Origin of the sequence: Paracoccus sp. AK26 (assembly GCF_011801365.1) — a bacterium.
In the GTDB taxonomy this organism is placed as follows: Bacteria; Pseudomonadota; Alphaproteobacteria; order Rhodobacterales; family Rhodobacteraceae; genus Paracoccus; species Paracoccus aerius.
Map to the genome: position 1 here is coordinate 2,412,132 of NZ_CP041041.1, position 20,178 is coordinate 2,432,309.

The 20,178-nt window shown below is 67.4% G+C and carries 20 protein-coding genes; all 20 read right to left on the reverse strand.

Annotation, left to right across the window (positions count from 1 at the left end; all coding sequences use genetic code 11):
* Positions 1 to 76 precede the first annotated feature (76 nt).
* Positions 77 to 826: an LPS export ABC transporter ATP-binding protein gene (lptB, locus tag FIU66_RS11995; RefSeq protein WP_167622983.1), complete on the reverse strand. Its 750-nt coding sequence runs from the start codon at positions 824 to 826 to the stop codon at positions 77 to 79.
* The gene (lptA, locus tag FIU66_RS12000) at positions 826 to 1,302 is read right to left on the reverse strand and encodes a lipopolysaccharide transport periplasmic protein LptA (RefSeq protein WP_167622984.1); all 477 of its coding nucleotides are present in this window, start codon (positions 1,300 to 1,302) and stop codon (positions 826 to 828) included. Before lptA ends, lptB begins: the two co-directional genes overlap by 1 nt.
* Before the next feature lie 19 nt (positions 1,303 to 1,321).
* Positions 1,322 to 1,891, reverse strand: coding sequence for a hypothetical protein (locus FIU66_RS12005; protein WP_167622985.1), 570 nt, complete (start codon positions 1,889 to 1,891; stop codon positions 1,322 to 1,324).
* Between the two features lie 20 nt (positions 1,892 to 1,911).
* Positions 1,912 to 2,856, reverse strand: coding sequence for an SIS domain-containing protein (locus FIU66_RS12010; protein ID WP_240544684.1), 945 nt, complete (start codon positions 2,854 to 2,856; stop codon positions 1,912 to 1,914).
* Positions 2,857 to 2,925: 69 nt separating this feature from the next.
* Positions 2,926 to 3,540, reverse strand: a complete 615-nt coding sequence (locus FIU66_RS12015; protein WP_167622987.1) for a ribonuclease D — start codon at positions 3,538 to 3,540, stop codon at positions 2,926 to 2,928.
* Positions 3,541 to 3,674: 134 nt separating this feature from the next.
* Entirely contained in the window at positions 3,675 to 4,229 is a 555-nt protein-coding gene (locus FIU66_RS18170) for a hypothetical protein (protein WP_167622988.1), read from the reverse strand.
* 119 nt (positions 4,230 to 4,348) lie between these two features.
* Entirely contained in the window at positions 4,349 to 4,975 is a 627-nt protein-coding gene (locus FIU66_RS12025) for a 2-dehydro-3-deoxy-6-phosphogalactonate aldolase (protein WP_167622989.1), read from the reverse strand.
* A complete protein-coding gene (locus FIU66_RS12030; RefSeq protein ID WP_167622990.1) occupies positions 4,972 to 5,850 on the reverse strand; it encodes a 2-dehydro-3-deoxygalactonokinase in 879 nt (292 codons plus the stop codon). The genes FIU66_RS12025 and FIU66_RS12030 overlap by 4 nt, the downstream gene beginning before the upstream one ends.
* On the reverse strand, positions 5,847 to 6,818 hold the full coding sequence (locus FIU66_RS12035; RefSeq protein ID WP_167622991.1) for an aldose epimerase family protein: 972 nt from the start codon (positions 6,816 to 6,818) through the stop codon (positions 5,847 to 5,849). Before FIU66_RS12035 ends, FIU66_RS12030 begins: the two co-directional genes overlap by 4 nt.
* Entirely contained in the window at positions 6,815 to 7,660 is an 846-nt protein-coding gene (locus FIU66_RS12040; protein WP_167622992.1) for an SMP-30/gluconolactonase/LRE family protein, read from the reverse strand. The genes FIU66_RS12035 and FIU66_RS12040 overlap by 4 nt, the downstream gene beginning before the upstream one ends.
* On the reverse strand, positions 7,657 to 8,640 hold the full coding sequence (gene yjfF / locus FIU66_RS12045) for a galactofuranose ABC transporter, permease protein YjfF (RefSeq protein WP_167622993.1): 984 nt from the start codon (positions 8,638 to 8,640) through the stop codon (positions 7,657 to 7,659). The genes FIU66_RS12040 and yjfF overlap by 4 nt, the downstream gene beginning before the upstream one ends.
* Positions 8,637 to 9,653 (reverse strand): ABC transporter permease, encoded by a 1,017-nt coding sequence (locus tag FIU66_RS12050; RefSeq protein WP_167622994.1) that lies wholly within the window; start codon positions 9,651 to 9,653, stop codon positions 8,637 to 8,639. The genes yjfF and FIU66_RS12050 overlap by 4 nt, the downstream gene beginning before the upstream one ends.
* A complete protein-coding gene (locus FIU66_RS12055) occupies positions 9,650 to 11,140 on the reverse strand; it encodes a sugar ABC transporter ATP-binding protein (RefSeq protein WP_167622995.1) in 1,491 nt (496 codons plus the stop codon). The genes FIU66_RS12050 and FIU66_RS12055 overlap by 4 nt, the downstream gene beginning before the upstream one ends.
* Positions 11,141 to 11,195: 55 nt before the next feature.
* Positions 11,196 to 12,155, reverse strand: coding sequence for a galactofuranose ABC transporter, galactofuranose-binding protein YtfQ (gene ytfQ / locus FIU66_RS12060; protein ID WP_167622996.1), 960 nt, complete (start codon positions 12,153 to 12,155; stop codon positions 11,196 to 11,198).
* A gap of 55 nt (positions 12,156 to 12,210) precedes the next feature.
* Entirely contained in the window at positions 12,211 to 13,725 is a 1,515-nt protein-coding gene (locus FIU66_RS12065) for an aldehyde dehydrogenase (NADP(+)) (protein WP_167622997.1), read from the reverse strand.
* A 10-nt stretch (positions 13,726 to 13,735) separates the two neighbouring features.
* Entirely contained in the window at positions 13,736 to 14,647 is a 912-nt protein-coding gene (locus FIU66_RS12070; RefSeq protein WP_167622998.1) for a Gfo/Idh/MocA family protein, read from the reverse strand.
* The gene (araD, locus tag FIU66_RS12075; RefSeq protein ID WP_167622999.1) at positions 14,647 to 16,389 is read right to left on the reverse strand and encodes an L-arabinonate dehydratase; all 1,743 of its coding nucleotides are present in this window, start codon (positions 16,387 to 16,389) and stop codon (positions 14,647 to 14,649) included. Before araD ends, FIU66_RS12070 begins: the two co-directional genes overlap by 1 nt.
* Positions 16,390 to 16,398: 9 nt before the next feature.
* Positions 16,399 to 17,388: an AraD1 family protein gene (gene araD1 / locus FIU66_RS12080; RefSeq protein ID WP_167623000.1), complete on the reverse strand. Its 990-nt coding sequence runs from the start codon at positions 17,386 to 17,388 to the stop codon at positions 16,399 to 16,401.
* A 4-nt stretch (positions 17,389 to 17,392) separates the two neighbouring features.
* Complete coding sequence (gene mmsB, locus FIU66_RS12085) at positions 17,393 to 18,598, reverse strand: multiple monosaccharide ABC transporter permease (protein ID WP_167623001.1); 1,206 nt, start codon at positions 18,596 to 18,598, stop codon at positions 17,393 to 17,395.
* Entirely contained in the window at positions 18,595 to 20,127 is a 1,533-nt protein-coding gene (mmsA, locus tag FIU66_RS12090; RefSeq protein ID WP_167623002.1) for a multiple monosaccharide ABC transporter ATP-binding protein, read from the reverse strand. The genes mmsB and mmsA overlap by 4 nt, the downstream gene beginning before the upstream one ends.
* Between the last annotated feature and the right edge of the window lie 51 nt (positions 20,128 to 20,178).

Here is a 20,178-nt window from a genome sequence, read left to right on the forward strand (position 1 = left end):
AGTCAATCTGGTGACAGGCCGCGTCCTCTGTCAACGGGGCGCGGGCCCCGGCCGGACAATTTCGCGCGGGCGCCTGTCAGGCCATGCGGAAACTCTCGCCCAGATAGACCTCGCGGACCCGCGCGTCCGCGACAATGTCCTCGGTCGATCCGGACATGAGGACCGTCCCGTCATGGAGGATATAGGCCCGGTCGACGATGCCCAGCGTCTCGCGCACGTTGTGGTCGGTGATCAGCACGCCGATGCCCCGCGACTTGAGATCATGGACCAAGCCGCGAATCTCGCCCACCGCGATGGGATCGACGCCCGCGAAAGGTTCGTCCAGCAGCAGGAAGCTGGGATCCGAGGCCAGGCAGCGCGCGATCTCGGCCCGGCGGCGCTCGCCTCCGGACAGGGCCAGCGCGGGCGCGGCACGCAGGTGCTCGATTGAAAAATCGCCCAGCAACTCCTCCAGCCGGTCGCGGCGGTGGCGGGGATCCTCGTGGACAACCTCAAGGACGGCCATGATGTTCTGTTCGACCGAAAGCCCGCGAAAGATCGACATTTCCTGCGGCAGATAGCCGATGCCCATCCGCGCGCGGCGGAACATCGGCAGGCGCGTGGCATCCTGCCCGTCGATCAGCACCTGCCCCGCGTCGGGCGGCACAAGGCCCGCAATGCAGTAAAAGCAGGTGGTCTTGCCCGATCCGTTCGGTCCCAACAGGGCCACGACCTCTCCGCGTGCAAGATCGACCGAGACGTCGCGGATCACCGGGCGGTTGCGATAGGACTTGCGCAAGCCCCGGACCCGCAACCCCTCCCCCGTCCGTGCGGCCGAACCCCGCATCAGTTGCCGCCCGGCTGCAGGACCGACCGCACCCGCCCCTGGACCTGCGCAGTCCCGGATTCGAGGTTCACCAGCATCCTGTCGCCCGTCAGCACGTTCTGCCCTTGGGTCAGCACCACATCGCCCGTCAGCGTGACATTGCCCGAGTCCACGTCATAGGTGGCAGCCTCGGCTTCGGCCGCGTCGGGTCCGGATACAAGCGTCACATTGCCCTTGGCGTCCAGCGACCGGATGCGGCTTTGCCCGCCCTCGGCATAAATCACCGTCACGCTGTCCGCCGACAGCCGCATCTCGCCCTGGCCGATCACGACATTGCCGGTGAACACCGCGCTGCCGTCGGCCTGGTTGACCGACAGGTTGTCGGCCGCGACCTCGACCGGGGCCTGGATGTCGGCGCGCATCCCGCCAAAGGCCACCTCCTGCGCGACAGCAGGCGGGGCGGCAAGGATCAGGGCTGTCAGCAGGGGGCGCAGCATCGGCGTGTCCTTTGATGGGTCAGGGCTGGTATATCAGACGGACATCGCCCGAGAAATTCAAGATCGAAGCATCCTCGCCCGGGGCGGGCGCAAGCTCCATCCGCCGGGCCGAAAGGGTGCCGAAGGGCGCCTCGGCCTTGACGCCTTCATCGGCGGCAATGCGGGACCGGTCGGTTGCGGCATCGATGCTGGCCGCATCCAGCGTCCAGCCGGTGGATGTCGTCATGCGCACCCCGCCATCAAGCCGGATCGCGCCATCGGCCAAGCCCGCCTGCGGTGCCGTCAGGTCGGCACGCAGTCCGTCGGGGCGCTGCCAATCCAGCCGCAGATCCTGCGCCTGCCCACCTCCCTGCCCCGGCATTGCCTCGGTCGCGCGCAGGGTCAACTGGGCGCCGTCATCGGTCACGCCGGCATATTCGGGCGACACCAGCCGAGGATCGCGGGCCATCGCCTGGGCATCCACATCGGCATAGGGGATCTGCGATTCGCTGTCCCCCCCGCGCGAGAACAGGAACAGCGTGGACAGCATCGCAAGCGCCGCCAAAGGCAGCAGCACGCGCAACCAGCGAACGACACGGGTGCGGTTCATGGGCGGGTCCGGTTCATCGGCTAGACGATCCCCGCACGAAGGCAGTCATGGATATGCAGGATGCCCTGCGGCATCCCATCCGCCACCGCGAACAGGCAGGTGATCTTGCGGTCCTGCATCTGCGCAAGGGCGGCTTCGGCCAAGGCATCGGGCGCGATGACCCGGGGACCGGGCGTCATCACCTCGGATGCCCGGTGATCCAGCAGGCCCTGCATGTGGCGGCGCAGGTCGCCGTCGGTGATGATGCCCACCAGACGCCCAGCCTCATCCGTCACGCCGGTCACGCCATAGCCCTTCTGGCTGATGACCAGAAGCGCGTCCGACATCGGCGCATCCTGTGGCACCAAGGGCATGTCGCGATGCATCAGGTCGCCGACCTTGGCCAGCCGCGCACCCAGCTTTCCGCCGGGATGGAAGGTGCGGAAATGCTCGGGGGTGAACTCGCGGTGCTCCATCAGTGCCACCGCCAGGGCATCGCCCAGGGCCAGCGTCATGGTGGTGGACGTGGTGGGCACGATGCCGTTGCCGCAGGCCTCGGGCGCCAGGGGCAGCACAAGCGCCACATCCGCCTGCCGCAGCAAGGTCGACTGGGCACGCGAAGCGACCCCGATCAGCGGGATCCGGAAGCGCCGGGTATGGGCAATCAGGTCGGCAAGCTCTGGCGTCTCGCCGCTGTTGGACAGGACAAGGGCCACATCGTCCTGCGTGACCATGCCCAGATCGCCATGGCTCGCCTCGGCCGGATGGACGAATTGCGCGGGCGTGCCGGTGGATGCCAGCGTGGCCGCGATCTTGCGCCCGACATGGCCCGACTTGCCCATGCCCGACACGATCACCCGCCCCCGCGCGCCCAGGATCAGATCGACCGCGCGGGCGAAATCGCCGTTCAGCCCCTCGGCCAGCACGGCCAGCCCCTGAGCCTCGGTCAGGATCACGCGCCGCGCCGTTTCCAGATAATCGCTCAATCCGCCGCCTTCTTCTTCACGGAAATATCCTCGGGGGTCCGGGGGCGGAAAACCCCCGGCCTTGCCCATCTAATGCCGGAAGATGTCGTTTTCATCCCCCCAGCCCAGCAGGTCCAGATGGGCGCGGGCGGGGAGGAAATCGAAGCAGGCCTGCGCAAGACCGATCCGGTTCTCGCGCCGCAGCCGTTCTTCCAAGGCTTCCTTCAGCTTGTGCAGGTGCAGCACGTCGGAGGCCGCATATTCCAGTTGCGCATCCGTCAGATCCGGCGCGCCCCAGTCGCTCGTCTGCTGCTGCTTGCTGACATCGACGCCCACCAACTCGCTCAGCAAGTATTTCAGTCCGTGCCGGTCGGTATAGGTGCGCACCAGCTTGGACGCGATCTTGGTGCACCAGACCGGCGCCGTGACGACGCCAAAGGCGTTTTCCAGGGCGGCGATGTCGAAGCGGCCGAAATGGAACAGCTTCAGGACCTTGGGATCGGTCAGCATCCGGCACAGGTTCGGCGCCTCGGTCTGGCCGCGCTCGATCTGGACCAGATGCGCGTCCCCGTCGCCCGACGACAGCTGCACCAGGCACAGCCGGTCGCGCCGGGGATCAAGGCCCATTGTCTCGGTGTCGATGGCCACCACTGGGCCAAGCGTCAGGTCATCGGGAAGGTCGTTGGGGTAAAGATGTATGCTCATCGCGTCGTCCGTCCGGGCCAAGGCTGTGATGGCGCCCCTCTCATCAGAAAGCGGCGCGGCATTCCAGCCTTATTCGCGCGACCGGCGATGCGGGAAGGCTGGCCGGGGCGCAGGACCGCCGGCCAGCCCGCTTGTCAGGCTGACCCGGCGGCCTGGACGGCCTTCATGCAGGTGTCCTCATCCCCTGCGGCAAGCGCGTCCCGTGCCGCCTGGATATGCGCTTCGCGGGTCGAGGCATCGCTGGAAGCCTCGGTGCTTCCGCCGTTGGTGGCGGCTGCCGTCGCCTGCTCGGTCGCCGTGGGCTGGCCCTCCTGCTGGGCCTGCGCATCCGCGCCCGACATGGCAATGCCTGCCTGCTGGCCCGAATCCCCCTCAAGCGGGGCGTGCGATCCATCCTTGGCAATGCCTTCGGCATCCGCCGAGGCCTCGCCCGAGGCAGCCGGTGCCGCGCTGTTCATTCCGGCATCGGCGGCGGTTTCCGTTGCGCTGTCCGTGGCCGACGCACCCGCAGCGGCCGCCCCATCCGATGATCCTTCCAGCGGCGCCAGCGATCCGTCCTTTGAGATTCCTTCCGAGGCAGTCTCTCCCCCGGTCAGTCGGGCAAGTTCCGCCGCGCAGTCAGCCTGGGCCGACATGGCGGTCATCGCAAGGAATGCGCTGCCCGCCACCCAAGTCAAAGTGGTCTTCATTTCATCCTCCCGGAACATGACGCGCCTGCCTGGGGCGCATGGCCCGGAACGCCCCCATCCGCCCGATGTTCCAGAAAACCGGGAAGGCATCACTTAAGTCGTAGATGTCCCTTGCGCGGTCAGTCCTGCAAGGCCGACCAGGCGTCCATGAAGGCGCGGGCCTTTTCGCCTGTCTCGGCCGCCGCCTGCCCCGGCTTGTAAAGCGCCGATCCCAACCCGAAGCCGTTCGCCCCCGCGCGCAGATAGACCGCCATCGTGTCGGGCGCGATCCCGCCCACGGGCAGCAGCCGCGCCTCGCGCGGCAGCACCGCCCGCATGGCCTTGACGGCAGCAGGGGGGATCATCTCGGCCGGGAACAGCTTCAGGGCGGCGGCACCGGCTTCGAGGGCGCCAAAGGCTTCGCTGACGGTGCCGACGCCGGGGCAATAGGCGAGGTTCAGCCGCCGCGCCTCGGCGGCGACGCGCGGGTCGAAATTGGGGGCGATGATGATGCGCCCCCCGGCATCCGCCACGGCGCGCACCTGTTCGGCCGTCAGAACCGTGCCCGCGCCGACGACCGCATCGGGGGCGGCGGCAACCATGCGGGCGATGCTGTCCAGCGGATCGGGCGAGTTCAGCGGCACTTCAAGGATCGTGAAGCCCGCCCCGGTCAGGGCGCTTGCGGTTTCCGCGGCCTCATCCGGGCGCAGACCCCGCAGGATCGCGATCATCGGGTTCGCGGCAAAGGCTGTGTCGAGGTCGGTCATGCAAGTTTCCCCATTCGGGCGATTTCCCAAAGCCCCCGCTGCGCCATGCCCGGCGGCGTGATCCGCGCCGCGATGCCCAGCACCGCGAAGGCCGTCTGATAGCGCAGCGCCAGATCGCCCCGCCCGATGATCGTGACCGGGCCACCGGCGTCCCGCGTGCCTTGCGCGACCTCGTCCCCGATCAGCAGGCCGGACAGGTAATCCGCGACCTGGTCCGGGGCCAGCCGGTCCATCAAGGCCAGCGTCCGGGCCGAGAAGATGCGCCCCAGCAGCGCCCCGTCCTGCCGTCCCGCCTCGACCCCCCGGCGGAAGGCATCCTCGCTGCCAGGCCCCGGCTGGATCAGCCGGCCCAGGATGGTATGGTCGCGCAGCGCCCCGAAGACCTCACCTGTCATGACCGTGCGAAAGCCGGTCAGCGCGCCACCCTCGGCCCGTGCCCATTTGCTGTGGGTGCCGGGCAGGACGAACAGCCCGTCCCCGCCTCCGCCCGACAGATGACCGATGATCTCGGTTTCCTCGCCGCGCATCACGTCGGGGGCGGGGCCGTCGGGGTCGCTGACCGCGCCGGTCACGAAGTGGATGCCCTCGTGCAGGGTCAGGTTCGCGGCCAGGGCCGCAGCATCAAGGGGCAGCGGCAGATAGGGCGTCTCGATCCAGCCGTTGCGGCTGGTGATCATCCCCGAGGCGATGACCGGAGCCGTTCCCAGCCAACTGCCGATCCGGTCCTGCATGGCTTGGCGGAATCCGCCTGGCAAACCGGCCGCGGCAAGAATGCCCGGACCGTCGTCCACGCGGTCCAGCACCTCGCCACCCGCGCCCATCCGCCAGGCGCGGAACGAGGTGGTGCCCCAGTCGATGCCGATCAGCGCCGTCATCGGCTGAACCGGTAGGCCGCGTGGTGGCGATAAACCTGGCCGGGCCGCAGGATCGCACCCGGATAGTCGGGGCGGTTCGGCGCGTCGGGCCAGCCCTGCGTTTCCAGGGCCACGCCTGCGAACCGGTCATAGCTGCGGCCGTCCAGCCCCGAAAGCCCGCCGAAATGCACGCCATCATAGACCTGCAATCCCGGCTGGTCCGTCTCGATCTGCATCCGGATGCCGCTTTGCCCGGTCAGGTCCGCGACCACGCGCGGGGCGGCCGGGCCATCGGACAGGCAGAAGTTGTGGTCGTATTCCCCCGGCACGATCTCTCGGGCCTGGCGGAAATCGAAGCGCGTGCCCTGGACGGGTGCCGTGCCCGGCAGCGGGATCAGGTCGTCGTCGACGGGCAGATAGCGGTCTGCCGCGACGCGCAGGAGGTGGTTGCGCACATCGCCCCCGCCGTCGAGGTTGAAGTAGCCATGATGCGCCAGGTTGCATGGCGTCGGCGCGTCGGCCTGGGCTTCGATGTCGAAGACCAGTCCGCCGTCGCGCAGGGTGATCCGGACGCGGATGGTCATGGCGCCGGGAAAGCCCATGTCCCCGTCCGGCAGGGCCAGCGACAGGATGGCATTGTCGTCGCGGGCCTCCTCGACCTGCCACAGATGCCAGTTGGTCCCGCGCGATCCGCCGTGCAGCGTGTGGCGTTCCTTGAAGTTGGGGTCGGTCCGGTATTCCTGCCCGTCCAGGGTAAAGCGCGCACCACCGATGCGGTTGGCGAAGCGCCCGACGATCGCGCCCATGTAGATCCCGTCGCCCAGGTAATCCGCCGGATCCGGGCAACCCAGGACCAGAGAATGATCGACGCCGTCCATCCGCAGATCCTGCACCGTCGCGCCCAGCGTCAGCACCTGCGCCGTCAGCCCGCCCCCGGTCAGCGTCAGGCGGTCGACCTTGCGCCCGTCGGGCAGGGTCCAGCCGCTCACAGGATCACCCGGGGTTCCGGACGGCCGGTCAGGCCGGTCTGCACCAGATAGGTCTTGCCCTGGGCCGGGTCGGGATCCTCGATCCCGTCAAAGGCGGTCGTCACCAGCAGGTCGGACAGGTCCGCGCCGCCGAAGGAAGGACAGGATGATTGCCGCCCGTCCACGTCGAAACGATGGGTTTGCTGCCCTTGGGCGTCAAAGCGGACCACCGCCCCCTGCCCCCAGATCGCGCAGCAGAAACCGCCATCCGCGTCCGTGACCGCGCCATCGGGCGACCAGTCCTGCGCGGACAGGTCAAGGAACACCCGCGGCTCGCCCACAGGCCAGCCATCCCCGTCCAGCCCCTGCCGCCAGACAATGCTGCGGTCGGTGTCCGAATAATGCACGGTCGCCCCATCGGGCGAGAAGCAGATCGCGTTCGGGATGGTGATGGGGTCCACCAGCCTGCGCACCTCGCCCCGGTAGAAGCGATAGATCGCGCCAAGGCCCGGCTCGCCGTTCCGGCCCATCGTGCTGAACCAGAAGCCGCCTTGCGGGTCCGCGCGGCCGTCGTTCGACCGTGTGGCGGGATTGTCCGCCTCGACCGCCGCGACATCAGTCAAGGCTCCGTCGGCCAGCGACAGGATCGCCAGACCCGTTTCCGTGGCGATCAGCAGCCGGTCCCGGTCGATCCAGCCCGCGGCCGAGGCCATGCGGTCAAAGCGCCATTCCAGCGGCGATCCGTCCGCCTGCTGCGACAAGAGCCGCTTGCCCTTGATGTCGAACCAGAAGAACTGCTGGCGCTCGGGGTGCCAGAAGGCCCCCTCGCCCAACTGGCATTGGCGGTTGTCGTGGATCATCATGTTCCCCTTGTGGCTTCCTGGGCCAGCCGCATCTGCGACAGTTTCAGCAGGCCCTTTTGCAGCAGGATGAAGGCCAGCAGAAGGATCCCGATGACGATCTTGGTCCACCAGGACGACAGGCTGCCGTCGAAGACGATATAGGTCTGGATCAGGCCCATCGTCAGCACGCCCACGAAGGTCCCGAACATATAGCCCGCGCCCCCCGTCAGCAGCGTCCCGCCAATGACCACGGCGGCAATGGCCGTCAGTTCCGTCCCCACCGTCGCCAGCGAATAGCCCGATCCGGTATAGACCGAGAAGACGATGCCCGACAGTCCCGCCATCGCCCCCGAAAAGGCATAGACCAGCACGGTCGTGCGCCCTTGCCGGACGCCCATCAGCCGCGCCGCGGCCTCGCCCCCGCCCAGGGCATAGACGGAGGCGCCGAAGCGGGTCTTGTGGGCGACGATCATGCCAAGAACGAAGGTCAGGACCATCAGCACGCCGATCAGCGTCAGCCGCCCCTTGCCGGGCATCAGCCAGTACGCCCCCTGCAGCGCCTGATAGAAAGGATGCTGGATCGGCACGGAATCGATGGACAGGATATAGGCCGCGCCTCGTGCCAGGAACATGCCCGCAAGCGTGACGATGAAGGCGGGCATGGCCAGCCGGTCGATCAGGAATCCCATGCCCGCGCCGAAGGCGGTGGTCAGCATCAGCAGCAGGGCAAAGACGGCCAGCGGATGCAGCCCGGTATCGCGCAGCAGGACCGCGATGAAGACCCCGGAAAAGGCGATGACCGATCCGACGGACAGGTCGATGCCGCCGGACAGGATCACCAGCGTCATGCCGACCGCGACGATGCCCAGATAGGCGTTGTCGGTCAGCAGGTTTCCGACGACCCGCGTGGACAGGATGTTCGGGAATTGCAGCCAGAAGACCAGATAGGCCAGCAGGAAGATCCCGATGGTGACGTAAAGCGGCAGCGCGCGGGTGTTCATGCCTGCCTCCGAAGTGTGGCGTCGCGGCTTGCGCGGTGGCTGTCGCGCCACAGGCGCCATTCGGCGCTGATGCGGGGCGATTGCAGGACCAGGATCACCAGCACCAGCCCGGCCTTGATGATGAGGTTGTATTCCGACGGAAAGCCGATCAGCCGGATGCCGATGCTGATGGTGGTGATGATCAGCGCCCCGATGATCGAGGCCGCGATGGAGAAGCGCCCGCCCAGCAGCGAATTGCCCCCGATCACCACGGCCAGGATCGCGTCCAGTTCCAGCCACAGCCCGGCATTGTTGGCATCCGCGCCGCGGATGTCGGCTGTCACGATCAGCCCCGCCAAGGCCGCGCAAAGGCCGGATGCCACATAGACCGCGATCAGCAGGACGGTCGCATTCACCCCGGCCAGGGTGCTGGCGCGGCGGTTGACGCCGATCGCCTCGACCAGCAGGCCAAGGGCGGTGCGGCGCATCAGGGCTGCGGCGGCAATCGCGGTGGCGATCCAGATCCCCGTGGGCACCGGCAGGCCCAGCACCACCCCCGACCCGATCCAGCCGAAGCCCGGATCGGTGAAGGTCAGGATGCGCCCTTCGGTGATCAACTGGGCGACGCCGCGCCCCATGGTCATCAGGATCAGCGTGGCGACGAAGGGCTGGATGCCCACCACCGCCACAAGCGTGCCGTTCCAAAGCCCGGCAAGCGCGCCGGCGCCCAGGGCCAGCAGCAGCGCGGCCGGCAGCCCCCAGCCCGAGGCCACGGCGGATGCCGCGACCGCGCCGCAGATCGCCATGATCGTGCCGACCGACAGGTCGATCCCGCGCGTGGCGATCACCAGCGTCATGCCGACCGCCAGCAGGGCCACGGGGGCTGCGCGCTTCAGCACGTCGATGACCGGCCCGACCAGCCGCCCGTCGTTCATCTGGATGTCGAGAAAGCCCGGATAGAAGGCCGTCACCACCGCCACCAGGGCGGCCAGGGCCATCAGTTGCGGGGCAAGGCGTTTCAGCAGCTCCGTCATGCGGCCTCCGTGGCGGCAATGGCCTGCATGATGCGGCCGGGGGCGATCTCGTCGCCTGTCAGTTCGGCGACATGGCGGCGGTCGCGCAGCACGATCACGCGGTCGGACACGGCGATCAGTTCATCGATCTCGCTGCTGATGACCAAAAGCGACATGCCCTGATCGACCAGCTGATGGATCAGGCGGACGATCTCGGCATGGGCGCCCACGTCGATGCCGCGGGTCGGTTCGTCCAGGATCAGGAAGCGCGGGTTCATCGCCAGCCAGCGGGCCAGCACGACCTTTTGCTGGTTGCCCCCCGACAGTTCGCCGATGCGCTTTTCCCGGCCCGAGGTGCGGATGTCCAGCCGCTTGATATAGTCGTCGGCCAGCCGGTTCTGTTCGGCGCGCGGGATGGGCCGCGCCCAACCGCGCCTGGCTTGAAGGCCCAGGATGATGTTCTCTCGGATGGACAGGTCGGCCACGATGCCGTCGGTCTTTCGTTCCTCGGGGACGAAGCCGAAGCCTGCCGCGATGGCGCTGCGGGGGCTGCGCAGGTCCAGCGGCCCCTGCTGGTCGGTTGCGGTGCCGGAATGGGCGTTGCGCAACCCGAACAGCAGTTCGGCGGATTCGGTGCGCCCCGACCCCAGAAGGCCCGCCAGGCCCACGACCTCGCCCTGACCGACTGCCAGGTCGAAGGGTTCGATGGTGCCGCGCCGCCCCAGGCCGCTGAAATCCAGCATCGGCGGGCGGGGACCGCGCGCGATCGCCTCGTGCGCGGTGGCATCCTCCAGTTCCCGGCCCAGCATGTGTTCGATCAGGCGCACGCGGTCCAGGCTGGCGGTGTCGGCGGTCACGATCTTGCGGCCGTTGCGCAGCACGGTCACCCGATCGGTCAGCTCGAAGACCTGATCCAAGAAATGCGACACGAAGACGATCCCGAGGCCGCGTTCGCGCAAGGACCGCACCACGTCGAAGACCATCCGCACCTCGGCCGCGTCAAGGCTGGCGGTGGGTTCGTCCAGGATCAGCACCTTGCCCGACAGGGCGACGGCGCGGGCAATGGCGATGATCTGCTGGATCGCCACCGAATAGGTGCCCAGGTCGCGGTCCACGTCCAGATCCAGGCCGTATTGCGCCAGCATCGCGCGGGCCTGCCTGCGCATCGCCCGGCCGTCGATCAGGCCGAAGCGACGCGGCTCGCGGCCGAACATCAGGTTCTGCGCAACGGTCAGGTTCGCCAGCAGGTTCACTTCCTGATAGACGGTGCCGATGCCCAGTTCCTGCGCATGGGCGGTGGACCGGGGATCGATCTCGGCCTCGTCCAGCAGGACGGTGCCCCCATCGCGGCGATAGGCGCCGGTCAGGCACTTGATCAGCGTGGACTTGCCGGCGCCGTTTTCGCCCAGAAGGGCATGAACCTCGCCCGCGCGGAGGTCGAAATCGACCTCGTCAAGCGCAAGCGTGCCGGGAAAGGTCTTGGTCAGGGACCGGATGGTCAGCAGCATGACGCCTCCCTTCGGGATGGATGCCGGGCCACGGGGGCGGCCCGGCGAAAGGGCGTCAGTAGCCCAGGCCCTTGCGGCGTTCGTATTCGCCCGCCGGATCGTCAGCCTGGGTGAACAGCTTCGATTCGGTCTGGATGAACTTCGGCGGCATCGTGCCATCGGCCCAATAGGCTTCAAGCGCGTCGAAGGCGGGACCGGCCATGTTGGGCGTCAGTTCGACCGTGGCATTGGCCTCTCCGTCGGCCATGGCCTTGAAGATGTCCGGAACGGCGTCGATGGACACGACAAGGATGTCCTCGCCGGGCTTCAGTCCGGCTTCCTTGATGGCCTGGATCGCGCCCACCGCCATGTCGTCGTTATGGGCGTAAAGCGCGCAGATGTCGCGGCCGCCGTTTTCGGCCTGGATGAAGCTTTCCATCACTTCCTTGCCCAGGGCGCGGGTAAAGTCGCCGGTCTGGCTGCGGACGATGGACAGGTTGGCGTGGTCCTTGATAGCGTTTTCGAAGCCGGTCTTGCGGTCGATGGCGGGGCTGGAGCCGGTGGTGCCCTGCAATTCGACGATGCGGCATTCGCGGTCGCCGACCTCGTTCACCAGCCATTCGCCGGCGACTTCGCCCTCATGGACCAGGTTCGAGCCCACGGCGGTCAGGTAGAGGTCCTCGGAGCTGTCCACCTGACGGTCCAGCAGGACCACCGGGATCTCGGCCTCCTTGGCTTCCTGCAGGACCGAATCCCAGCCGGTGGCCACGACCGGGGCCAGCAGGATGGCGTCCACGCCCTGGGCCACGAAGGACCGGATCGCGGCGATCTGGTTTTCCTGCTTCTGCTGCGCATCCGAGAATTGCAGCTGGATGCCGCGTTCCTCGGCCTGCTGCCGGGTCAGCGTGGTTTCGGCCGCCCGCCAGCCGGATTCCGATCCGATCTGCGAGAAGCCGACCGTCTCGCCTTCGGCAAAGGCGCCGGTGGCCGAGACGGCCAGGAATGCTGCTGTGCCCAGCAGGGTCTTGATGGTCATGGTTTTCCTCCCTCTTGAAATCGCCCGGTCTCCTGCCGGGCAATGGTTACGGGGCCTAGAGGCCCCGCAAATCCTCGGGCAACAGCGCCTCGGGGATGTTCTGGTAGCTGACCGGGCGCAGGAAACGGCGGATTGCCATGGTCCCCACGCTGGTCGCGCCGAAATTGGTCGATGCCGGATAAGGGCCGCCGTGGACCATCGCGTCCGCGACCTCGACCCCGGTGGGCCAGCCATTGGCCAGGATCCGGCCCGCCTTCTGTTCCAGGATCGGCATCAGCCGCCGCGCCAGGTCGGTGTCGCCGTCATCCATGTGCAGCGTGGCGGTCAACTGACCTTCCATCGCCAGGGCCACGTCCAGCATCTGCTGGTCGTCGGACACGGTGACGATGATTCCCAGCGGGCCGAACACCTCCTCTGCCAGGGTGTTGTCGCGCAGGAATTCCTCGGCCGTGGTCTTGTAGATCGACGGCAGGGCGTTGCGGCCCTCGCTGACCCCCTCGAAGATCGGCGTGGCGATCCCGGCGGCGCGATTGGCGCCCGCACGATAGGCCTCGGCGATGCCGTCGGTCAGCATGATCTGCGGTGCCGACTTGGCCACGATGTCGCCTGCCGCCTTGGCAAAGGCGTCGGCCAGCACGCCCTTGGGCATCACAAGCAGGCCGGGATTGGTGCAGAACTGGCCGGCACCCATGGTCAGGCTGCCCGACCAGCCCTCGGCCAGCTTGGCGCCGCGCGCGGCAAGCGCATGGGGCAGGACGAAGCCGGGGTTGATGCTGCCCAATTCGCCGAAGAAGGGGATCGGCTCGTGCCGGGCGGCGCAGAGGTCGAACAGGGCGCGGCCGCCGCGCAGGCTGCCGGTGAAGCCCACGGCCTTGATCAGCGGGTGCTGCACAAGTGCCGCGCCGACCGCATGGCTGTCGCCGTGGATGAAGCTGAACACGCCTGCCGGCATTCCGGTCGCCTGGATCGCGGCATGGATGGCGTCGGCCACGATTTCCCCGGTGCCGGGATGGGCGGGATGCCCCTTGACGACGACCGGACAGCCCGCGGCCAGCGCCGAGGCCGTGTCGCCGCCCGCGGTCGAGAAGGCCAGCGGGAAGTTCGACGCGCCGAAGACCGCGACCGGGCCGATGGGCCGCTGCATCAGGCGCAGGTCGGGACGCGGCAGGGGCTGGCGGTCGGGCAGCGCCGGGTCGACGCGGCGGTCGAGGTAGTCGCCCTTGCGGATATGGTCCGCGAACAGCCGCAACTGGCCGGTCGTGCGGCCGCGTTCGCCCTGAAGCCGCCCCTCGGGGAGGCCGGTTTCCGCCGTGCCGATGGCGGTCATGGCCTCGGCCCGCGCCTCGATCTGGTCGGCGATGGCTTCAAGAAAGCGCGCCCGATCCTCGCGGCTGGTCGCCGAATAGGCGAGAAAGGCTTCCTCGGCCGCCTGAACGGCGCGGTCGACCAGATCCACGGTTCCCGCGCTGAATTCATGAACAGGGCCGTGGGCGGGCGAGGATCGGAAGGTTCCCTCTCCCGTCAGCCATTCGCCTGCGATCAGATGTTTGCCGTGGGGGGTGAAGGTCATTGCATTATCCTCAGAATTGGAAGTCCGCGACGGTATTCCGCCGCCCGAGGGTGAAGGCATCGGCCACAAGGACCATGGGCGCAAGGTCCGCGTCCGATTTTCCTTCGCCTACCAGCTTTGCCATCCGTGCATAAAGCGCGGGGTATTCGCCCATGATGTCGTCGGCGCCCTGCACATGCCGGCCGTCGATTTCCAGCCGGTTGCCGCCCATGCGCAGCGCCATCTGCCCGGCATCCGTTTGGAACTCCATGTCCCAGGTCTGCGGGCCTTCCTGGCGGAAGTCGAAGTCGGCGCCGATCCCCTGGCTGAACTGCAACCGCGCGGCGATTGGTGCCTGCCGGTTGGCCGGGAAGTCCAGGTCGGCGGACAGCAGGCGCACCGGCTGGGGCAGGATGGCGGTCAGGATCGACAAGGCGTTGATCCCCGGATCGAAGACGCCCATGCCGCCCGCCTCGAAAATCCAGTCCTGGCCGGGATGCCACTTGCGCACGTCTTCCCGCCAGGTGATCCGGCCTTCGTGGACGGTCTTGCCCGCCAGCCAGTCGCGCGCGGCAGCCACGGCCATCGCCATGCGCGAATGCCAGGTGGCATAGATCGTGACACCCTGCCGTTCAGCCAAGTCGCACAGCGCGTGGACCTCGGCCAAGGTGGCGCCGGGGGGCTTTTCCAGCATCAGGTGGCGGCCCGCACGCAGCACCGCCTGCGCCGCCTCGAACCGCGGCACGGGCGGCAGGCACAGGCTGACCACCGGGATGTCGGGCCGCGCCTCCAGCATGGCGTCGATGTCCGTGAAGGCCTCGACGCCATCGACCGTGCCGTTCCGGCTGACGGTCGCGGCCAGATCCCAGTCCGGGCTGGCATTCAGCGCCGGCACATGCTGGTCCAGCGCGATCTTCCCGATGCCGACCAACGCGATCTTCATCAGTGGCTGTCCCGTCCGACCGGGTTGCCGCGGCAGCCCTTGAGGAAGTCCAGATCCGCCCCGGTATCGGCCCCTTCCACATGCGCCTGGTGCAGCCAGGCATAGCCGCTGGCCGGCAGGTCGTGGCTGGGCCGCCACTCGGCCAGGCGCAGGGCCAGTTCCTCGTCCGAAATGTCCAGGTGCAGGCGGCGGTTCGGCACGTCCAGTTCGATCATGTCGCCGTTTCGGACCACGGCCAAGGGGCCGCCTGCCGCGGCTTCGGGGCTAGTGTGCAGGACAACCGTGCCGTAGGCCGTGCCCGACATGCGCGCGTCGGAAATCCGCACCATGTCGGTTATGCCCTTGCGCAGCACCTTGGGCGGCAGGCCCATGTTGCCGACCTCGGCCATGCCGGGATAGCCCTTGGGGCCGCAGTTCTTCATCACCATCACGCAGGTCTCGTCGATATCAAGCGACTCGTCCTCGATCCGGGCCTTGTAGTCGTCGATATCCTCGAACACGACCGCGCGGCCGCGATGGACCAGCAGATGCGGGCTGGCGGCGGACGGTTTCAGCACCGCGCCCTTGGGCGCCAGGTTGCCGCGCAGCACGGCGATGCCGCCCTGGGCCATCAGCGGGCGGTCGGCGGGCAGGATCACGTCCTCGTTCCAGTTGACGACATCCTTGACCTCGTCCCAGATCGAGGAGCCGCTGACGGTCAGCGCGTCCTTGTGCAGCAGCCCGGCCTCGCCCAGCCGTTTCAGCACGACGGGCAGGCCGCCGGCATAGAAGAACTCCTCCATCAGGTATTGGCCCGATGGCATCAGGTTCACGATGGTCGCGACGTCCCGCCCGCAGCGGTCCCAGTCATCCAGCGTGATGTCCACGCCCACCCGGCCCGCGATGGCCAGCAGGTGGATCACCGCATTGGTGGACCCGCCGATGGCGCCGTTGGTGCGGATGGCGTTCTCGAAGGCCTGCCGCGTCATGATGTCGGAAGGCTTCAGGTCGTCCTTGACCATCTGCACGATCCGACGGCCCGACAGTTGCGCCATCACGCGGCGGCGGCTGTCCACGGCGGGGATCGCGGCATTGCCCGACAACGCCATGCCAAGCGCCTCGGCCATGGATGCCATTGTGGACGCCGTGCCCATCGTGTTGCAGGTGCCGGTGGACCGCGACATGGAGGCCTCGGCCTCCAGGAACTCCTCCTGCGTCATCTCGCCGGCCTTCACGGCCTCGGAAAACTTCCACAGATGCGTGCCCGATCCGACGCGTTCGCCCCGGAAATATCCGTTCAGCATCGGCCCGCCGGTGACGACGATCGACGGGATGTCGGTGGACGCCGCGCCCATCAGCAGGGACGGCGTGGTCTTGTCGCAGCCGACCAGCAGGACCGCGCCGTCGATGGGCTGGCCGCGCATCGTTTCCTCGACCGCAAGGGCGGCCAGGTTGCGGAACATCATCGCGGTCGGGCGGAAGGTGTTTTCAGATGCGGAAAAGACCGGAACCTCGACCGGGAAGCCGCCGGCCTCCCAGACGCCCGCCTTCACCTTCTCGGCCAGTTCGCGCAGATGGCCGTTGCAGGGGGTCATGTCGGACCAGGTGTTCATGATGCCGATGACGGGGCGCCCGTCGAACAGGTCATGGGGCCAGCCCTGGTTCTTCATCCAGCCGCGGTGATAGATCGTGTCGCGCGAGGTGCCGCCATACCAGTGCTGGGAACGAAGCTGGCGGGGCCAGGGGGCGGGTTTGAACGTCATCTTGAGCCTCTAGAGAGTGGCGACGGCGACAGGGATTTCGCCGTTCTGCTGCTGGTCCAGCGGGTTTGACAGGGGCAGGCCGAAGGCGGGCGCCTCGATCTGGAAGACATCGCCCGACTGCGCCTTGACGCCATCCGCGAAGGACAGCGTCGCGGTGCCGAAGAAATGCACATGCACGTCGCCCGGCTGGCGGAACAGCGCATATTTGAAGTGGTGGTGTTCCAGGTTCGCCAGCGAATGCGACATGTTGGATTCGCCCGACAGGAAGGGCTTTTCCCAGATCGCCTGGCCGTCGCGCAGGATGCGGCTGGTGCCTTCCACATGCTGCGGCAGATCGCCTACCAGCATCTCGGGGCCATAGCTGGCCGGGCGCAGCTTGGAATGGGCCAGCCACAGGTAATTGCCGCGTTCGGTCACATGGTCGGAAAACTCGTTCGCCAGCGCAAAGCCCAGGCGGAAGGGCGTCCCGTCCGGACCGATCAGGTAAAGGCCAGCGATTTCCGGCTCCTCGCCTGCGTCCAGGGCGAAGCCCGGCGAGACCAGGGGCGCGCCGGGGGCGATCGCGTTCACGCCATTGCCCTTGTAGAACCATTCGGGCTGAACGCCGGCGGCCCCGTTCTGCGGCTTGCCCCCTTCCAGCCCCATGCGGAACATCTTCATGCTGTCGGTCAGCGCCTCGGCGTCCGTCTTGGCGTGCATCGAGTTGCGCGTTGCGGCGCTGCCCAGATGCGTCAGCCCGGTGCCGGTCAGGTGCAGGTGCGCCGGATCATCGTGGTCCAGGGGCAGCAGCACCCGGCCTTCGGCCAGGGCGGCGGCCAGATCGACGGCCTCGCCCTGACCGCGCGCCCTTACCTCGGCCCCAAGGCCATGCCCTGCGGCGATGGCGGCCAGGGCCAGATCGCGGGTGGAACGCGCGCCAGGCACGATCCAGGCGCTGTCATTTTCGCGTGCGGCGACAACCCGGTCGCCGCCGGGGCTTTTCAGTTGCGACAGAAACATGGTTCTAGCCTTGCTTGTTCTTGTTGTAGACGTCGAAGATCACGGCGGCGAGCAGAACCAGGCCCTTGATGACCTGCTGGTAGTCGATGCCGATGCCCATGATCGACATGCCGTTGTTCATCACGCCCATGATCAGCGCGCCGACCACGACCCCGATGATGCGCCCCACCCCGCCCGACATCGACGCGCCGCCGATGAAGACCGCAGCGATCACGTCAAGCTCGAACCCGACGCCGGCCTTGGGAGTGGCGCTGTTCAACCGGGCCGTGACGATCATCCCGGCCAGCGACGCCAGCACGCCCATGTTGACAAAGGTGAAGAAGACCAGGCGTTCAGTCTTGATGCCCGACAGCTTCGCTGCCTTCTCGTTCCCGCCAAGGGCATAGATACGCCGCCCTGTGGTCGTAGACTCGGTGAAGAAGGCGTAAAGGACGATCAGGACCGACATGACCAGCAGCACGTTCGGAAGGCCCCGGAAGCTGGCCAGCTTCCAGCCCACGAACAGAAGCGCGACCACCACGACGGCATTGCGTGCCCAGAAGAAGCCCGCGGGTTCGGGGGTGATGCCGAACTCGGCCTCGCGGGCGCGGCCACGGATACCGGTCCAGACGATCGCGGCGGCGGCCACCGCGACCAGGATCAGGGCGGTGAAGTTGGGCTTGTCCGGGCCGAACAGGTCGGGGATGAAGCCGGTGGACAGCGACTGGAAGGACCGCTCGAACGGACCGATGTTCTGGCCGCCCAGCAGCCACAGGGTCAGGCCGCGGAAGACCAGCATCCCGGCCAGCGTCACGATGAAGGACGGGATGCGCCAATAGGCGATCCAGTATCCTTGCGCGGCACCGATCAGCCCGCCCACGACCAGCACGATCGGGATCACCACCAGCACCGGCAGGCCCATCCGCACCATCAGCACCGATGCCACCGCCCCTGTGAAGGCCGCGACCGACCCGACCGACAGGTCGATATGGCCCGCCACGATCACCAGCAGCATCCCCAGGGCCATGATGATGACATAGGAGTTCTGCAGGAACAGGTTGGTGATGTTCTGCGCCGACAGGAAGTCCACCCCCTGGGTCGCGCGCACGATCACGAAGAAGAACAGCACGATGGCGACAAGCGCCAGCATCATCCCGTTCTCGCGCAGATGGCTGCCCAGATGGGCGCCGATGCCTGACGTTGCAGGCTTGTTCGTTTCGGCGGTGCTCATGCAGCCTCCCCCTTCATTCCGTCTTGCAGGATCAGGGCCATGATCCGTTCCTGGCTGGCCTGTTCGCGGGCCAGCTCGCCGGCGATCCGGCCCTCGTTCATGACATAGATGCGATCGCACATGCCCAGAAGCTCGGGCATCTCCGAGCTGATCATGACGACGCCGTGGCCCTGGGCCGCAAGCTCGTTCATGATGTTGTAGATTTCGAACTTGGCGCCCACGTCGATGCCGCGGGTGGGTTCGTCAAGGATCAGCACCTTGGGGTCGGTGAACAGCCACTTGGACAGCACCACCTTCTGCTGGTTGCCGCCCGACAGGTTCACGACCCGCTGGAACACGCTGGGCGTGCGGATGTTCATGACCTTGCGGTATTTCTCGGCCACCTGCTGTTCGCGGCCCCGCGACAGGACCGAGCCCTTGGAGATCCCTTCCAGGTTCGCCAGCGAGATGTTGCGCAGGATCGGCTCGTCCAGGATCAGGCCCAGGACCTTGCGATCCTCGGTCACATAGGCCAGCCCGGCCTCGATGGCGCGGGACACGGTGGACAAGTCGGGCTTGCCGCCCGCCAAGGTCACCTCGCCCTTGATGTCGCGGCCATAGCTTCGGCCGAACAGGCTCATGGCGAATTCGGTGCGGCCCGATCCCATCAGTCCCGCGATGCCCACGATCTCGCCCTTGCGGACGGACAGGGACACGTCGCGGATCACCTGGCGGGGCTGTTCGGGATGCATGACCGACCAGTTCCGCACCTCCATCAGCATTTCGCCGATCTGGGGCGTGCGGTCGGGATAACGGTTGGCCATGTCGCGGCCGACCATGTCGCGGATGATGCGGTCCTCGTTGATCTCGGACCGGTCGAGCGTGGATACGGTCGAGCCGTCGCGGATCACGGTCACGCGGTCGGCGACGCGGCGGATTTCGTTCAGCTTGTGGCTGATGATGATCTGCGTGACGCCCTGCGCCTTGAGTTCCAGCATCAGGTCCAGAAGCTTCTGGCTGTCGTTTTCCTGAAGCGCGGCGGTCGGTTCGTCCAGGATCAGAAGGCGCACGTTCTTGGCAAGCGCCTTGGCGATTTCGACAAGCTGCTGCTTGCCGACACCCAGCTTCTCCACCTTTGTGGTCGGCGCCTCGGTCAGGCCGACCTTGCGCAGCAGCGTTTCGGTCTTCTGGTAGGCCAGCGGCCAGTTGATCACGCCGCCCGTGGCGACCTCGTTGCCCAGAAACAGGTTCTCGGCCACCGACAGCAGCGGGACCAGGGCCAGTTCCTGGTGGATGATGACGATGCCTGCATGTTCGCTGTCGCGGATGTCGCGGAAGCGCGCGGGCTTGGCGTCATACAGGATCTCGCCGTCATAGCTTCCGTGGGGATAGACACCCGACAGCACCTTCATCAGCGTAGACTTGCCTGCACCGTTTTCGCCGCAGATCGCGTGGATTTCGCCTTCGCGGACCGACAGGTTCACGTTGCTCAGCGCCTTGACGCCCGGAAAGGTCTTGGTGATGCCCTGCATCTCGAGGATGGCCGTCATCGTGTTTCTCCCATCGTGAGGTGGTCCCGGCGCGGGCCGGGACCGCCGGGA

Excerpts from the sequence above, each read along its gene's own strand:
- lptB (WP_167622983.1), bottom strand. The coding sequence starts at position 826 with ATGCGGGGTTCGGCCGCACGGACGGGGGAGGGGTTGCGGGTCCGGGGC.
- lptA (WP_167622984.1), bottom strand. The coding sequence starts at position 1,302 with ATGCTGCGCCCCCTGCTGACAGCCCTGATCCTTGCCGCCCCGCCTGCT.
- FIU66_RS12005 (WP_167622985.1), bottom strand. The coding sequence starts at position 1,891 with ATGAACCGCACCCGTGTCGTTCGCTGGTTGCGCGTGCTGCTGCCTTTG.
- FIU66_RS12015 (WP_167622987.1), bottom strand. The coding sequence starts at position 3,540 with ATGAGCATACATCTTTACCCCAACGACCTTCCCGATGACCTGACGCTT.
- FIU66_RS18170 (WP_167622988.1), bottom strand. The coding sequence starts at position 4,229 with ATGAAGACCACTTTGACTTGGGTGGCGGGCAGCGCATTCCTTGCGATG.
- FIU66_RS12025 (WP_167622989.1), bottom strand. The coding sequence starts at position 4,975 with ATGACCGACCTCGACACAGCCTTTGCCGCGAACCCGATGATCGCGATC.
- FIU66_RS12030 (WP_167622990.1), bottom strand. The coding sequence starts at position 5,850 with ATGACGGCGCTGATCGGCATCGACTGGGGCACCACCTCGTTCCGCGCC.
- FIU66_RS12040 (WP_167622992.1), bottom strand. The coding sequence starts at position 7,660 with ATGATGATCCACGACAACCGCCAATGCCAGTTGGGCGAGGGGGCCTTC.
- yjfF (WP_167622993.1), bottom strand. The coding sequence starts at position 8,640 with ATGAACACCCGCGCGCTGCCGCTTTACGTCACCATCGGGATCTTCCTG.
- FIU66_RS12050 (WP_167622994.1), bottom strand. The coding sequence starts at position 9,653 with ATGACGGAGCTGCTGAAACGCCTTGCCCCGCAACTGATGGCCCTGGCC.
- FIU66_RS12055 (WP_167622995.1), bottom strand. The coding sequence starts at position 11,140 with ATGCTGCTGACCATCCGGTCCCTGACCAAGACCTTTCCCGGCACGCTT.
- ytfQ (WP_167622996.1), bottom strand. The coding sequence starts at position 12,155 with ATGACCATCAAGACCCTGCTGGGCACAGCAGCATTCCTGGCCGTCTCG.
- FIU66_RS12065 (WP_167622997.1), bottom strand. The coding sequence starts at position 13,725 with ATGACCTTCACCCCCCACGGCAAACATCTGATCGCAGGCGAATGGCTG.
- FIU66_RS12070 (WP_167622998.1), bottom strand. The coding sequence starts at position 14,647 with ATGAAGATCGCGTTGGTCGGCATCGGGAAGATCGCGCTGGACCAGCAT.
- araD (WP_167622999.1), bottom strand. The coding sequence starts at position 16,389 with ATGACGTTCAAACCCGCCCCCTGGCCCCGCCAGCTTCGTTCCCAGCAC.
- araD1 (WP_167623000.1), bottom strand. The coding sequence starts at position 17,388 with ATGTTTCTGTCGCAACTGAAAAGCCCCGGCGGCGACCGGGTTGTCGCC.
- mmsB (WP_167623001.1), bottom strand. The coding sequence starts at position 18,598 with ATGAGCACCGCCGAAACGAACAAGCCTGCAACGTCAGGCATCGGCGCC.
- mmsA (WP_167623002.1), bottom strand. The coding sequence starts at position 20,127 with ATGACGGCCATCCTCGAGATGCAGGGCATCACCAAGACCTTTCCGGGC.